Genomic DNA, 14,188 nt, shown 5'->3' on the forward strand with positions numbered 1-14,188 from the left:
ATTCCGGGGGCCCTTTCTTCATGTCATTCCCACTCGATGGTGCCCGGCGGCTTGGACGTCACGTCCAGCACCACCCGGTTGACCTCGGCCACCTCGTTGGTGATCCGGGTCGAGATCCGCTCCAGCACCTCGTACGGCAGCCGCGTCCAGTCCGCGGTCATCGCGTCCTCGGACGACACCGGCCGCAGCACGATCGGGTGCCCGTAGGTGCGGCCGTCGCCCTGCACGCCGACGCTGCGGACGTCCGCGAGCAGCACGACCGGGCACTGCCAGATCTGCCGGTCGAGACCGGCCAGCGTCAGCTCCTCGCGCGCGATGGCGTCGGCCTGGCGCAGCGTGTCGAGGCGGTCCTGGGTGACCTCGCCGATGATCCGGATGCCGAGGCCGGGGCCGGGGAACGGCTGGCGCTGCACGATCGTCTCGGGCAGGCCGAGCTCGGTGCCGACGCGGCGGACCTCGTCCTTGAACAGCGCGCGCAGCGGTTCGACCAGCTCGAACTGCAGGTCGTCCGGCAGGCCGCCGACGTTGTGGTGCGACTTGATGTTCGCGGTGCCCGCGCCGCCGCCGGACTCGACGACGTCCGGGTAGAGCGTGCCCTGCACGAGGAACTTGTAGTCGCCCTCTGCCTTGAGGTCGCGCTCGGCCTGTTCGAAGACGCGGATGAACTCGCGGCCGATGATCTTGCGCTTCTCCTCCGGGTCCGTGACGCCGGCCAGGGCGTTCAGGAACCGCTCGCGCGCGTCGACCGTCACCAGGCGGATGCCCGTGGCGGCCACGTAGTCGCGCTCGACCTGGGCGCGCTCGCCGGAGCGCAGCAGGCCGTGGTCGACGAACACGCACGTGAGGCGGTCGCCGATGGCGCGCTGGACCAGGGCGGCCGCGACGGCGGAGTCGACGCCGCCGGACAGGCCGCAGATCGCCTTGCCGTCACCGATCTGCTCGCGGATGCGGGAGACCTGCTCGTCCAGGATGGACGACGTCGTCCACTGCGGACGGATGCCCGCGATGTCGTGCAGGAACCGGCGCAGCACCTCCTGGCCGTGCGGCGAGTGGTGCACCTCCGGGTGGTACTGCACACCGGCGAAGCGGCGTTCCTTGTTCTCGAACGCGGCGACCGGCGCGCCCTCGCTGGTCGCGGTGACGGTGAAGCCCTCGGGCGCCTTGGTGACGGCGTCGCCGTGGCTCATCCACACCGGGTGGCTCGCCGGGAGCTCCTGGTGCAGCGCGCCGCCCTCGGTGGGCACGCTCAGGTCCGTGCGGCCGTACTCGCGGGTGCCGGTCTGTTCAACCGCGCCACCAAGTGCGCGCGCCATCGCCTGGAAGCCGTAGCAGATGCCGAAGACCGGGACGCCGGTCTCGAACAGCTTCGGGTCGACCTGCGGGGCGTTCTCCTCGTACACGCTCGACGGGCCACCGGACAGAACGATGGCCAGCGGGTTCTTGTCGAGGATCTCGCTCACGGTCGCCGTGTGCGGGACCACCTCGGAGTAGACCTGGGCCTCGCGGACGCGGCGGGCGATCAGCTGCGCGTACTGGGCACCGAAGTCGACGACGAGAACAGGGCGGTTGCTGGTGTCGGACACGCCGCCAAGGATCTCATGCGTGGACGACGAACTGCTGACCGGTGGCGGGCTGAACCAGGTGTTCAGGGTGGGTGACGCGGTGCGGCGACCGGCAGGGCCGTGGGCGCCTCGGGTGCACGACCTGTTGCGTCGCTTGGCACCGCTGGGGATCGCGCCGGTCCCGCTCGGGCTCGACGCGGAGCACGAGCTGCTCAGCTACCTGCCCGGTGACGTTGGCCACGTGCCCCCTTCGAGCGACGCGACGTTGATCGAGTCGGCACTGCTGCTGCGACGGCTGCACGACGCGACGGCCCCTCTCGTCGGCGAGCTGAACGGGTGGCAGTTCCCGGCCCGTGAGCCCGTCGAGGTGGTGCTGCACGGTGACTTCGCTCCGTACAACATCGTGTTCGCGGACGGGCATCCGACAGGCGTGTTCGACTGGGACGGCGCGCATCCGGGTCCGCGCTGGTGGGACGTCAGCTGGGCGCTGATCCAGTTCGTGCTGGCGCTGCCGGACGACCGCGAACGGCGCACCCGGCTGTTCTGCGAGACGTACGGGATCGAGTACGTGGCGGAGCACGTGTTGACCCGCCTGGACGACATGATCCAAACGATTCGGGAGGATCCGCGGTTCGTGCTTCAGCGGGCTGAACGGCATGACGCTTACTACTTGGGACTCGTCAGGTACGTGCAGGCCAATAGGGCTTAACGTGGATCTCATGGACGCGTTCACACCGCAACCCCGGCCGTGCTGGGTCGCCGGTCGCCCCGAGCAGGGCGAGCAGGCGTTGGAGGTCCTCCACCCGTTCGACGGCACCGAGGTCGCCTCGGTCGCCGTACCGGGCAGAGATCAGGTGGAACGCGCGGTCGCCGCGGCCGCGTCCGTCGCGAAGGAGTTCCGGCGAACACCCGCGCACGTGCGGGCCGAGGCACTGCTGCAGGTGTCGCGGACGCTGGCCGAACGCGCTGAGGAGATCGCCGAGACGATCACCGCGGAGAACGGCAAACCGCTGAAGTGGGCCGAGATCGAGGTCTCGCGCGCGGTCAACACCTTCCGCTTCGCCGCCGAGGAGGCCCGCCGGTTCACCGGTGAGCTGCAGCGGCTCGACACCGAGGCCGGTGACGTGGGGCGGATGGCGATCGTCCGGCACGTGCCGCGCGGTCCGGTGCTGGCCGTGGCGCCGTTCAACTTCCCGCTGAACCTGGTGGCGCACAAGGTCGCGCCCGCGCTCGCGGTCGGTGCGCCGGTGATCGTGAAGCCTGCTTCCGCGACGCCTCTCAGCGCGTTGCTGCTGGGCGAGATCCTGGCCGAGACCGATCTGCCGGAGGGCGCGTTCTCGATCCTTCCCGTGCGCGGCAAGGACATGGACGCCCTGGTGCGCGACGATCGGCTGCCGGTCATCTCGTTCACCGGGTCCACGAAGGTCGGCTGGTCGTTGATGGAGGCCGCGCCGCGCAAGCACGTCGTGATGGAGCTGGGTTCCAACGCGGCCGCGATTATCTGTCCTGACTGGACGGACCTGGACCACGCGGCGCAGCGCATCGCGACGTTCGGCAACTACCAGGCCGGGCAGTCGTGCATCGCCGTGCAGCGGGTGATCGTGGACCGCTCGAAGGCCGACGAGTTCGTGCCGAAGCTCCTGGAAGCCGTGGCAGCGCTCAAAACCGGCGACCCGCACGACCCCGAGGTCGAGGTCGGGCCGCTGATCGACGAGGACAACGCCCGGCGCGTCGAGGAGTGGGTCAACATGGCCACCGACGTGGGCGCGAAGGTGCTGCTCGGCGGCAAGCGGACCGGCACGACGGTCGAGCCGACCGTGCTCACCGACGTGCCGAAGACCGCCAAGGTGTGGACCGAGGAGATCTTCGGGCCGGTGCTCGTGGTGTCGGTCTCCGACGGCGTCGAGGACGCGTTCGCGCAGGCCAACGACTCCAAGTACGGGCTGCAGGCCGGGGTGTTCACCCGTGACGTGCAGGTGGCGTTCGAGGCGGCCGCGGAGCTGGAGGTCGGTGGCGTGATCATCGGCGACGTGCCGTCCTACCGCGCCGACCAGATGCCCTACGGCGGTGTGAAGGGGTCGGGCACCGGACGTGAGGGCGTGCGGTCCGCGATGGAGGACTTCACCGAGGAACGCGTGACCGTGCTGACGGGCATCCAGCTATAGCCCCTGCGGGAACGCCAGCACGCGGCCAGGGTCGTGGCGTCGCGCGACTTTCCTGAGTCGCGCGAGGTTGCGGCCGTAGTAGGCGGACGGCCAGTCGGGCATCTCCGGGTCGATGTGGTTCACGTACCCGGTGGTGCCCAGGCCGAGGCCGTCGCGCAACGACGCCACGATCCGGCGGGCCTGCGGTGCGCGTAGACCGTGTTGTACGGCAGCCGGAACTGGTCGTAGCCCGTGTCCTGGGGCAGCACCAGCCGGCTGCCGAGGCGCCGGCGCAGCTTCGTCCAGTCGACGTCGGCGGCGGTGGCCGTCTCATTGCGTGAACACGCCCGCCCTTGCTCCGAGGTTGTCCCTACCAGCCGAGTGCCCGACGCTTCACCTGATCGTCGCAACGGTCCGCGGCGACGTGCCCGTCCGGTCTGATCAAGCGACCGTCCCGCGTCGAGAAGCCCGGCCCTGCGGTGCGGGAGCCCGGAACCAGCTCGCCGCCGTCCGTGGTGAGCGGGGAGTTCTCGTAGGAGAACGGGGTGAAGAGCCTGCCGGAGTCGATGCCCTCGCCGGTTTCGAGCGCTCGCTGCCGGTGCGCGCGTTCTTCCGGCGTGCCGGGCACCAGGAAACGCATGGTGTCGCCGGTGATGCGGAGGTTCTCGTCGGCGGCGGCACCGCGTTCGACGTCGTAGGAGGCCAGGAGGTGCGGGCCCGCCTCGCCGGCGCGGTCGGCGGCGATCTTCCAGGCCGCGTTGTCGGCGTCGCAGATCCCGGAGTTCAGGCCTCGCGCACCGAACGGGCTCATCACGTGTGCCGCATCGCCCGCGAGCAGGACCCTGTTGTCGCGCAGCGTCTTCGCCCTGCGCTGGTGGAAGCGGTAGGTGGACTGCCAGACGATCTCGTACGGCCGGTCGCCGACGATCGCGCGGACGTGGTCGTCGGTGAGCTGGACGTCCTCGGCGACCTGCCAGTCGATCCGCCAGACGCCCTTCGGCTGCGGGTGCAGGAGCACCTGGCGGCCGGGGTTCCAGGGCGGGTCGAAGTAGAAACGGCGTTCGGGCGTCTCGAAGTCCAGGTCGACGCGAACGTCCGCGATGATGAACCTGTCGTCGAACGAGAAGCCCTCGAACGGGATGCCCAGGAGCTGTCTCACCGTTGAGTGCACGCCGTCCGCGGCGATGCAGTGGGTCGCCCTGATTCCGTCCTGTGTGGACACTCTGGCGTCGTCCTGGGTCAGGCCTTCCAGCGCGTGGCCGTAGCGGAGCTCGATCAGCGGTTCGGCGCGGACCCGTTCCTCCAGCAGCTGTTCGACGACGGTCTGCGGGGTGTTCACGAACGGCGGGAAACCCTGGACCTCCGGAAAGGTCAGGGTCAGGACCTCGCGGTCGCGGTGGTAGGTGCGGCCGGTGTACCAGGTGACGCCCGCGTCGGCGACGGCCTGGCCGACGCCGATCCGTTCGAGGATCTCCAGGACGTCGCGCTGGACGCAGATCGATCGGCTGCCCGTCTGCGCGCGTCGTGGCTCCTTCTCCAGGACGACGCTCGGCACACCGGCTCTGGCCAGCAACAACGCGGCGGTGAGCCCCACCGGTCCGGCGCCGGCCACCAGGACCGTCACTGCAGGGCGTCCCAGACGGCGCGGTCGCGTTCGGCGGTCCAGATCTCCGGCCAGTCCTTGCCGTCGCACTCGTCCCAGTAGCGCTTCACGTCGAACGGCAGGCAGTGCTCGAAGATCGGCCAGCGCCCGTAGCGGCCGACGAGCGTCGTGTGCGCCAGTTCGAAGGCCTGCTTGAGCGTGCCGCCCTCGGCGTGCACCCCGCCGACCGTGCGACGCAGCTCGTTGAGGAAGTGCCTGCTCTGGTTGATCGCGGCCTCGACCTCGATGCGGTCGCGCGCGACCTTGCCCCGCCCACCGACCAGCACCTCGGCGCCGAGGTCCTCGATCTCGTCCAAAGTGGACGTCGCCCACTCGTCGTGGAACGCATCACCGGTGTAGAGCGCGGCCTGCGACTCGACCAGGTCGCCCGCGAACAGGATCCGCTGCTGCGGCAGCCACGCCACGATGTCGCCCGCCGTGTGCCCGCGGCCGAGGAACTGCAGCACCAGGTCGCCGCGCTCGTCGCCGAGCGGGATCGTCATGCGGTCGGAGAACGTCAGCGTCGGCCAGGTCAGCCCGGGAATCTCCTCTGGCTTCTCGAACAGCCGCGGCATGCGGCCGAACTCGCTCTCCCAGTCCTGCTGCCCGCGTTCGGCGATCAACACGCGCGTCATCTCGTGCGTGACGATCTCCTCGGCCTCGAACGCACTGGCCCCGAGCGTGCGGACGGCGTGGTAGTGGCTGAGCACGAGGTACCGGACGGGTTTCTTGGTGTGCTTGCGGAGCTGCTCGAGCCATCTGCGGGCGGCCGCGGGTGTCGCGCGCGCCTCGAAGCAGATCAGGAAGTCCTCGGCCTCGATGGCCGCGACGTTCGGGTCACCTTCGGCGGTCAGGGTGTAGACGCCGTCGGCGAGCTCGACGAAGACCTCGTCCTTGGGGGCGAGGTCGGCGCTGGAGGCGAAAGGCTTTTTGGCCATGCCTCCACCGTGTCAGGACGCCTTCACGATCGGCAACCGCAATGCGGCTGGAGCTTGATCGGGAACCGCCGGGTTCTTCGGCTTCGTCGGGTTGATCCTCTTGTACGCCTGGTCCTGGGCCGGCCGCTGGTCCTGCTCGCCCTTGTTCGGCCACAGCGAGAACGCCCGTTCGGCCTGCGCGGTGATCGTGAGGCTCGGGTTCACCCCGAGGTTCGCGCTGATCGCCGAACCGTCCACAACGGACAGTCCGGGGTAGTTGAAGACCCGGTGGTAGGGGTCGATGACGCCGTTGCTCTCGTCGTCCGCGATCGCGCAGCCGCCGATGAAGTGCGCGGTCAGCGGGATGTTGAACAGCTCGCCCCACGTGCCGCCGGCCATGCCGTCGATGTGCTTGGCCGCCAGCAGGTTCGCCTCGTGCCCGGCGGGGATGAACGCCGGGTTCGGCTCGCCGTGCCCCTGCTTGCTGGTGAGCTTGCCGCGCTTGAGGAACGTCGTGATGGAGTTGTCGAGGCTCTGCATGACCAGCAGGATCACGGTCCGCTCGCTCCACCGGTGCACGCTGAGCAGCCTCAGGAGCCGGAGCGGATGCCGGACCGCCTGCTTGATGAACTGCAGCCACCGCGGCGTGCTCATCGCGCCGTCGGTGGCGAGGGTCTGCAGCATGCCCATGGCGTTGCTGCCCTTGCCGTACCGCACGGGCTCGATGTGCGTGATCTCGTCGGGGTGGATCGAGCTCGTGATCGCGACACCCTGCGTGAAGTCGTTGTCCGGGTCGACCGTGTACCGCGCGGCACCGATGATCGACTCGGAGTTGGTGCGCGTGAGCTCGCCGAGCTTGCCGGAGATCTTCGGCAACGTGCTCGCCTTCGCCTGGTGCAGCAGCTGCTGCGTGCCCCACGTGCCGGCGGCGACCACGACCTGGTCCGCCGTGAAGGTCCGTGTGGCCCTCCCGCCGGTCATCTTCGTGTCGATGGTCCAGGTGCCGTTGTGCTCGTTGAGCCGCGTGACCGTGGTCAGCGGGAAGACCTTCGCACCGAGCTTCTCCGCGAGGTAGAGGTAGTTCTTGACCAGCGTGTTCTTCGCGCCGACCCGGCACCCCGACATGCAGCCGCCGCACTCGGTGCACCCGGTGCGCTCCGGCCCGGCGCCACCGAAGTAGGGGTCCGCCACTTTCTGCCCGGGCTCGCCGAAGAACACGCCGACGGGCGTCGCGTGATAGCTGTCCTCGACCCCCATGTCCTTCGCGACCTTCTGCATGACGACGTCGCTCGGGGTCGTCGTGGGGTTCGTGACGACACCCAGCATCCGGCTCGCCTGGTCGTAGAACGGCTCCAGCTCGTCCTGCCAGTCGGTGATGTGCGCCCACTGCCGGTCCTCGTAGAAGGGCTTGAGCGGCCGGTACAGCGTGTTCGCGTACACGAGGCTGCCGCCACCGACACCCGCACCGGCCAGCACCATGACGTTGCGCAGCAGGTGGATGCGCTGGATGCCGAAGCACTTGAGCTGCGGCGCCCACAGGTACTTGCGCAGGTTCCAGCTGGTCTTCGCGAACTCGTCGTCGGCGAACCTGCGCCCCGCCTCCAGCACGGCGACGCGGTAGCCCTTCTCGGTCAGGCGGAGCGCGGCGACGCTGCCACCGAACCCGGAGCCGACGATGACGACATCGAAGTTACCGGCGAGTTCACCCATGGATCGGAGAGTAGGCGTTACTTCCGGTAACGCCTAGTCCCCGATCGGTTCAGAGGGGCGATGGGTGGCCATGTAATCGGTCCAGAGGTCGACTGCCTGTTCCAGGCTCAGTGCCGCGACCTGGGCCAGAGGGATTCCCGCGGTGTGCACGAGGCGGTGCGCCAGCCAGTCTGGAACCGGCTCTGGGGCGGGGCGTCCTCAGCGACCACGTCGCCGGCGAGGGTCGAACAGCAACCGCATGTTCTTGAAGAACCTCAGGCTCAAGGCGGCGCAGGTCGTCAACAGCCGCGTTGCTGACAGGACTCAGATGCCGAGCGAGTCGTCTTCCGCCGCCGCCAGCGACGCCGGGGTATGCCCGAATGCCGTCAGCACGTCGCCGAACGGCGTGCGCTCATGCGTGGAGAACCTACACAGCGAGGTCGAGGGTGCGCGGGCAGGCGCACCCGTCGCCTCAGAGCACCAGGCCCTCGATCACCCACACCATGAACGCCACGGCCAGCGCCGTGATCACCAGCCCACCGCAGACGAACAGGGTCAGCATCTTCCAGCCGATGCCTCCGACGCCTTCCTCGTCCTCCTCGGGCGCTTCCTCGATCTCGAACTCTTGGACCTCGGCGTCCGGGTTGAGCGTGTCCACATCACTGTTCTTGCCGTCGCCGAACAAGGCATCCAAATCCACGCTCAAGAGGACGCGCGGAGTAGTCGTTCGGTTGCAAGATCAGGTCTGCGCCCACGCGGCGACCGGAAGACTGAGGTAAACGCCCACCTCGGCGAGGCCCGTGGCGTCGGCGACGGCCTTGCAGAGGTCGTCGGCGCGGTTCTGGCGGGTGGCGGCGCGGCTCTCGAACCACTTCGAGCGGACCTCGACAACGATGTCCATGCCGCTGACGTCGAACGGGCCGCGCGGGCGGAAGCGCAGTTCCACGTCGCCCGGGCGGAGGTCGCCGTCGTAGGGCTCCTCCGGGCACTCGACCGCCACCGAGACGGCGTGCGGGAGCATCGCCGCCAGCTCCTTGAGCAGTGCGTGGGGGACGTGGGGTGCGTAGTTGATCTCGACGAGCGGCACGTCCTCCAGCAAAGCAGAAGGGCGCGCTCCCTCGGGAACGCGCCCAACTGGTCGATCGGGGTTCAGCCGCGGATCGTCAGGCCGACCTTCTGGAACTCCTTGAGGTCCGAGTAGCCGGTCTTGGCCATGGCCCTCTTCAAAGCGCCGAACAGGTTCGTCACGCCGCGCGGGTCGGCGGACGGGCCGAACAGCAGCTTGCGCAGGTCGAGCTCCTGGTCCACCGCCTCGGCGACGAGGCTGCGCGGCACGGACGGGTGCGCGGACGACGCCGTCCAGTACAGGCCCTGGCCCGGTGCCTCGGTCGCGGCGGCCAGCGGTTCGCCGAGCATCACGGCGTCGGCACCGCAGGCGATGGACTTCGCCACGTCGCCCGAGGTCGTGACGCCGCCGTCGGCGATGACGTGCACGTAGCGGCCGCCGGTCTCGTCGAGGTAGTCGCGGCGCGCGGCCGCGGCGTCGGCGATCGCGGTGGCCATCGGCACGCCGATGCCCAGGACCGAGTCGGTGGTGGTGACGCCGGGCGTGTAGCCGTAGCCGACGATCACGCCCGCCGCGCCGGTGCGCATCAGGTGCATGGCGGTGCGGTAGTCACCGACACCGCCGGCGATCACCGGGATGTCGAGGTCCGCGATGAACGACTTCAGGTTCAGCGGCTCGCCGCCGCGGGACACGTGCTCGGCCGAGATGATCGTGCCCTGCACGACGAGGATCTCGACGCCCGCGGCCAGCAGGTCCGGCGTGAGCTCCGCAGCGCGCTGAGGGCTGACGCGGACCGCCACGGTGACGCCCGACTCGCGGACCTGCTTGATCGCCTCGGCGACCAGGTCCATCCGCAGCGGGGCGGCGTGCAGCTCCTGCAGCACCTTCACCGCGGCAGCCGGGTCCTCGTTGTCCTCGGTCGCCTGGACCAGGCGGAACAGCGCCTCGTCCACGTCGCCGTGCCGGGCCCAGAGGCCCTCGGCGTTCAGCACACCGAGACCACCGAGCTCGCCGACCGCGACCGCCGTGCCCGGCGACACGATGGCGTCGGTCGGGTGGGTGATCAGCGGGATGTCGAAGCGGTAGGCATCGATCTGCCACGTCGTGGAGACGTCCTTGGACGACCTCGTCCGACGCGACGGGATGATCTCGATGTCGTCCAGCTCGTAGGCCCGCCTCGCGGTCCGGCCCATGCCGATCTCGACCAGATCGCGCACCTGTGGTTCCTCTCCAAAGCTTTAGAACGAGCCTTCAGCCAGCCCGAACACCCTAACGGGTGGTGTAGTTCGGGGCCTCGACGGTCATCGTGATGTCGTGCGGGTGGCTCTCCTTCAAGCCCGCCGCGGTGATGCGCACGAGCTGCTGGTTCTGCAGCTCGGCGATCGTGTGGGAGCCCGTGTAGCCCATCGCCGCACGCAGACCGCCGTTGAGCTGGTGCACGACCTGCGACAACGGACCGCGGAACGGCGTGCGGCCCTCGATGCCCTCGGGCACGAGCTTGTCCTCGTTGAGCACGTCGTCCTGGAAGTAGCGGTCCTTCGAGAACGACTTGTTCTCGCCACGCGACTGCATGGCGGCCAGCGAGCCCATGCCGCGGTAGGTCTTGAACTGCTTGCCGTTGACCAGGATCAGGTCTCCGGGCGCCTCCTGGGTGCCCGCGAGCAGCGAGCCGAGCATCACGGCGGACGCGCCGGCCGCGATGGCCTTGGCGATGTCACCGGAGTACTGGATGCCGCCGTCACCGATCACCGGCACGCCGGCCGGGGTGCAGGCCAGCGAGGCCTCGTAGATCGCGGAGATCTGCGGCACACCGACACCGGCGACGACGCGCGTGGTGCAGATCGAGCCGGGACCGACGCCGACCTTCACGCCGTCCGCGCCCGCGTCGACGAGCGCCTGGGCACCGGCCCGCGTCGCGACGTTGCCGCCGACGACGTCCGCCGAGTCGCCGAGCTCCTTCTTGATGCGGGCGACCATCTCCAGCACGCCGCGCGAGTGGCCGTGCGCCGTGTCGACCATCAGCACGTCGACACCGGCCTCGGCCAGCGTCATCGCGCGGACGAACGAGTCCTCGCCCACACCCACGGCGGCGGCGCACAGCAGGCGGCCGTCCGGGTCCTTGGTGGCCATCGGGTACTGCTCGGTCTTGACGAAGTCCTTGACCGTGATCAGGCCCTTGAGCTTGCCGTCGCCGTCGACGATCGGCAGCTTCTCGACCTTGTGCCGGCGCAGCAGGCCGAGCGCGGCCTCCGCCGACACCCCGACCTGGGCGGTGATCAGCGGGCCCTTGGTCATGACCTCGCTGACGCGCTTGCTGTGGTCGAGCTCGAACCGCATGTCGCGGTTCGTGATGATGCCCACCAGCTTGTTGTTCGCGTCGGTCACCGGCACGCCGGAGATGCGGTAGCGGGCGCACAGCGCGTCCACCTCGGCCAGAGTGGCCTCCGGCGAACACGTGACCGGGTCGGTGACCATGCCGGCCTCTGACCGCTTGACGGTCTCGGCCTGACGGGCCTGGTCCTCGATGCTCAGGTTGCGGTGCAGCACGCCGATGCCGCCCTGGCGGGCCATCGAGATCGCCATCCGGCCCTCGGTGACCGTGTCCATCGCGGCACTGGCCAGCGGGATCTTGAGAGTGATGTTGCGCGAGATCCTGGTGCTCGTGTCGACGCCGCTCGGGACGACGTCGGACTCGGCAGGCAGCAGGAGCACGTCGTCGAAGGTCAGCCCCAGCATGGCGAACTTGCTCGGGACTCCGTCAGCGTTGAGCTCGCTGGTCATAGCGGGTGACATGCCTTCCGTCGTGCGGTCTGCGCTCTGCCTGCCCTTTTGGGGTCCTGCGTGTCCAGTTTCCGCAGGCGGAGGCGGTGCGACCCATGGTATCTGGACGACCGAGGGGGTACGGCGGGTACCGTGCGGGGTCGTGCCGCACGACGGTTTGCCACCAGACCCCTTCGCAGGCGACCCAGAAGACCCCGCACTCTCTCTGGGCGAGCCCGACCACGACCATCCCCCGATGGACGACGACGAACGGACGGAGCTGGTCAGCGACCTGAGCGACCTCGCCGTCTACCAAGCGCTGCTGGAACACAGAGGCGTGCGCGGCATCGTCGTCGACTGCGGGGAGTGCCAGGAACCGCACTACCACGACTGGGCACTGTTGCGAGCCTCACTCGAACAGCTGCTCGCCGACGGCCGCATGCGCCCGCACGAGCCTGCCTTCGATCCGAACCCCGGCGCCTACGTGAGCTGGGAGTACTGCCGCGGATACGCGGACGGCGTGACGGCTACCGAGTCGGCTCGCTGATCTCGTGACGCGGGTGTGAGGTCGGACGCACTCCGGTCACATTCCACCTGACGTGTGAATACCCGAGCATGTGAACGGCCCCTGACCTCGAAAGATCAGGGGCCGTTCACACTGCGTCTCAGTTGGAGCCGGTGGTCTCGACCGACTGCCCGGTGGTCTCACCGTTCGTGCCCGTCGACCCCGGGTTCTCGCCAGTGCCGGGATCCGGCGGCGGGGGCGGCGGCGGGTTCTCCTCGTTCGACGTCGGCGGCGGAGGAGTCTCCGACGACGGCGGCGTGGACGGCTGGGTCGTCGACGGCTCGGTCGACGGCGTCGAAGGCGTCGTCGAGGGCTGCGACGGCTGGCTCGGCTGCGTCACCGGCGGGGTCGTCGGGGTCGGCGGCGCCGTCGAGGTGTTGGTGTCGAGCTCCTTCTCGAGCTCCTTGTGCTTCTCCTCGAGCTGCTGCTTGCCGTCGGCCGTGGACACGGAGCCCAGGCTGGCCTCGATCTTGTTCAGCTTCTCGCGGGCCTCGTTGACCTTGCCCTCGCGCAGGGCGAGGCGGGCCGACTCGAGGTCGGTGTTGATGATCGCCGCGGCCTCGATGGACTTCGCGTGCTCGGAGTACAGCACTTGCGTGAGACCCCAGAGAGCGTCGCCGGGCTGGGCGTCGCGGGCGACCAGGCTCACGCCGGTGAAGGCGATCGCGATCACCGCAGCGGCGCTGGCCAGCGGAATCAGGAAGCGGTGCCTGCTCACCGGCTGCGGACGGGCAGCCTGGATCGTGGCGATGGCGGTGTCGGTGTCGACGAGTTCGCCGAACGGCTCCGTCTCCACCTCGTTGCGCCACGCGAGCAGCAACGCGTTCAGGTCGTCGTCGCCAAGCGAGCCGGCCGCACCCGGAGTCGCAGACCCCAGCGCGTCCAGCAACCTGTCATCGGCCTGTACAGCCGAAAGATCATCTGCGACGGGTTCGTGCGGGGCTCTATCGTCCTGTCCGCGCACTTCCTCGTCGTCCTTTCCGTGTTCGTCGGCCACTCAGACCACCTCCTCCGCTGCCAGCGATTTGCGGAGCCGAGCCAGCGCACGATGTTGCGCCACCCGGACCGCACCCGGCGTCGAACCAACCGCCTCGGCAGTTTCCTCAGCAGACAGCCCGACCACCACCCTCAACAGCAGGATCTCCCGCTGCTTCTCCGGCAGGACGCGCAACAGGACGGCCATCCGACCGGAGAGTTCGCCCTGCATCGCACGCTGCTCTGGACCAGCCTCGGTCTCCGGCGCGTCGGGCACTTCGGGAACGGGCTCCGAGCGGTTCCTGGCGGCAGACCGATGTGCATCGGCGACCTTGTGTGCCGCGATCCCGTACACGAACGCGAGGAAGGGCCGACCCTGATCGCGGTAGCTGGGCAATGCCGTGAGCACCGCGAGACACACCTCCTGGGCCACATCGTCCGCCGAAGCGAAGCTTCGTTCCTGCCTTCCAACCCTGGCGCGGCAGTACCGCACCACAAGAGGACGAATGGAGGCCAGCAGGCGTTCGATCGCCTGGCGGTCGCCGTCGACGGCCGCGCCCACTTCGGCGTCCAGTCCGTCCCCCAAGTTGGTCATCGCAGACAACAGCCCTGGTGTTACTTGTTGGCGTACCGACATGAAACAGCACGAGTCACTCACAGCGACCCGTTGCAGCAGCTTCACCGTACCGGTCTTCAAGCGTTCTGTTCATAGGTGGGGTATGGACACCCCGCGTGAACAGCAGACACGCCCGAACGGATTACAGCCCGGTGACATTGTCACCGGGCTGGGCTAAACGCGCGACCTGAAGGATCACCAGTTGCACGGGTGAGCCGACTCACGCCACCGGCCCCGCTTCCCCACATGCGG

Annotated in this window: 14 protein-coding genes; 3 read left to right on the forward strand and 11 right to left on the reverse strand. The window is 69.1% G+C overall.

The window, feature by feature from the left end; genetic code table 11:
- Positions 1-23 precede the first annotated feature (23 nt).
- Positions 24-1,583: a glutamine-hydrolyzing GMP synthase gene (gene guaA / locus ACSHWB_RS10220; RefSeq protein ID WP_439661840.1), complete on the reverse strand. Its 1,560-nt coding sequence runs from the start codon at positions 1,581-1,583 to the stop codon at positions 24-26.
- 19 nt (positions 1,584-1,602) lie between these two features.
- On the opposite strand from guaA, the gene ACSHWB_RS10225 reads away from it, so the two are divergent.
- Together ACSHWB_RS10225 and ACSHWB_RS10230 are read left to right on the forward strand one after the other, a co-directional pair.
- The gene (locus tag ACSHWB_RS10225) at positions 1,603-2,271 is read left to right on the forward strand and encodes a phosphotransferase family protein (protein WP_439661841.1); all 669 of its coding nucleotides are present in this window, start codon (positions 1,603-1,605) and stop codon (positions 2,269-2,271) included.
- Positions 2,272-2,281: 10 nt separating this feature from the next.
- The gene (locus ACSHWB_RS10230) at positions 2,282-3,727 is read left to right on the forward strand and encodes an aldehyde dehydrogenase family protein (RefSeq protein ID WP_439661842.1); all 1,446 of its coding nucleotides are present in this window, start codon (positions 2,282-2,284) and stop codon (positions 3,725-3,727) included.
- Here ACSHWB_RS10230 and ACSHWB_RS10235 read toward each other — a convergent pair.
- The 8 genes from ACSHWB_RS10235 to guaB all read right to left on the reverse strand — a co-directional run bounded on the left by ACSHWB_RS10235 (position 3,722) and on the right by guaB (position 11,801).
- Positions 3,722-3,886 carry a BBE domain-containing protein gene (locus tag ACSHWB_RS10235; protein WP_439661843.1) on the reverse strand — a complete coding sequence of 55 codons (165 nt, stop codon included), beginning with the start codon at positions 3,884-3,886 and terminating at the stop codon, positions 3,722-3,724. The genes ACSHWB_RS10230 and ACSHWB_RS10235 overlap by 6 nt on opposite strands.
- 190 nt (positions 3,887-4,076) lie before the next feature.
- Positions 4,077-5,330 (reverse strand): FAD-dependent monooxygenase, encoded by a 1,254-nt coding sequence (locus ACSHWB_RS10240; RefSeq protein WP_439661844.1) that lies wholly within the window; start codon positions 5,328-5,330, stop codon positions 4,077-4,079.
- The gene (locus tag ACSHWB_RS10245) at positions 5,327-6,286 is read right to left on the reverse strand and encodes an MBL fold metallo-hydrolase (protein WP_439661845.1); all 960 of its coding nucleotides are present in this window, start codon (positions 6,284-6,286) and stop codon (positions 5,327-5,329) included. The genes ACSHWB_RS10240 and ACSHWB_RS10245 overlap by 4 nt, the downstream gene beginning before the upstream one ends.
- A 12-nt stretch (positions 6,287-6,298) precedes the next feature.
- Entirely contained in the window at positions 6,299-7,975 is a 1,677-nt protein-coding gene (locus ACSHWB_RS10250; RefSeq protein WP_439661846.1) for an FAD-dependent oxidoreductase, read from the reverse strand.
- Between the two features lie 451 nt (positions 7,976-8,426).
- On the reverse strand, positions 8,427-8,654 hold the full coding sequence (locus ACSHWB_RS10255) for a hypothetical protein (protein ID WP_439661847.1): 228 nt from the start codon (positions 8,652-8,654) through the stop codon (positions 8,427-8,429).
- Positions 8,655-8,693: 39 nt separating this feature from the next.
- Positions 8,694-9,053, reverse strand: coding sequence for a hypothetical protein (locus ACSHWB_RS10260; protein ID WP_439661848.1), 360 nt, complete (start codon positions 9,051-9,053; stop codon positions 8,694-8,696).
- Between the two features lie 50 nt (positions 9,054-9,103).
- The gene (locus tag ACSHWB_RS10265; RefSeq protein ID WP_439661849.1) at positions 9,104-10,237 is read right to left on the reverse strand and encodes a GuaB3 family IMP dehydrogenase-related protein; all 1,134 of its coding nucleotides are present in this window, start codon (positions 10,235-10,237) and stop codon (positions 9,104-9,106) included.
- 52 nt (positions 10,238-10,289) lie between these two features.
- Positions 10,290-11,801, reverse strand: a complete 1,512-nt coding sequence (gene guaB / locus ACSHWB_RS10270; RefSeq protein ID WP_439661850.1) for an IMP dehydrogenase — start codon at positions 11,799-11,801, stop codon at positions 10,290-10,292.
- A 142-nt stretch (positions 11,802-11,943) separates the two neighbouring features.
- Between guaB and ACSHWB_RS10275 the strand changes: the two genes are divergently transcribed.
- Complete coding sequence (locus ACSHWB_RS10275) at positions 11,944-12,327, forward strand: DUF5319 domain-containing protein (protein WP_439661851.1); 384 nt, start codon at positions 11,944-11,946, stop codon at positions 12,325-12,327.
- A 118-nt stretch (positions 12,328-12,445) separates the two neighbouring features.
- Here ACSHWB_RS10275 and ACSHWB_RS10280 read toward each other — a convergent pair whose 3' ends face one another.
- A complete protein-coding gene (locus ACSHWB_RS10280; RefSeq protein ID WP_439661852.1) occupies positions 12,446-13,342 on the reverse strand; it encodes an anti-sigma-D factor RsdA in 897 nt (298 codons plus the stop codon).
- On the reverse strand, positions 13,343-13,915 hold the full coding sequence (locus ACSHWB_RS10285; protein ID WP_030478366.1) for a sigma-70 family RNA polymerase sigma factor: 573 nt from the start codon (positions 13,913-13,915) through the stop codon (positions 13,343-13,345).
- Positions 13,916-14,188: the final 273 nt, after the last annotated feature.

The sequence above is a fragment of the Lentzea sp. HUAS TT2 genome, from assembly GCF_051853195.1.
GTDB lineage: Bacteria > Actinomycetota > Actinomycetes > Mycobacteriales > Pseudonocardiaceae > Lentzea.

Excerpts from the sequence above, each read along its gene's own strand:
- ACSHWB_RS10285 (WP_030478366.1), bottom strand. The coding sequence starts at position 13,915 with ATGACCAACTTGGGGGACGGACTGGACGCCGAAGTGGGCGCGGCCGTC.
- ACSHWB_RS10245 (WP_439661845.1), bottom strand. The coding sequence starts at position 6,286 with ATGGCCAAAAAGCCTTTCGCCTCCAGCGCCGACCTCGCCCCCAAGGAC.
- ACSHWB_RS10250 (WP_439661846.1), bottom strand. The coding sequence starts at position 7,975 with ATGGGTGAACTCGCCGGTAACTTCGATGTCGTCATCGTCGGCTCCGGG.
- ACSHWB_RS10230 (WP_439661842.1), top strand. The coding sequence starts at position 2,282 with ATGGACGCGTTCACACCGCAACCCCGGCCGTGCTGGGTCGCCGGTCGC.
- guaB (WP_439661850.1), bottom strand. The coding sequence starts at position 11,801 with ATGACCAGCGAGCTCAACGCTGACGGAGTCCCGAGCAAGTTCGCCATG.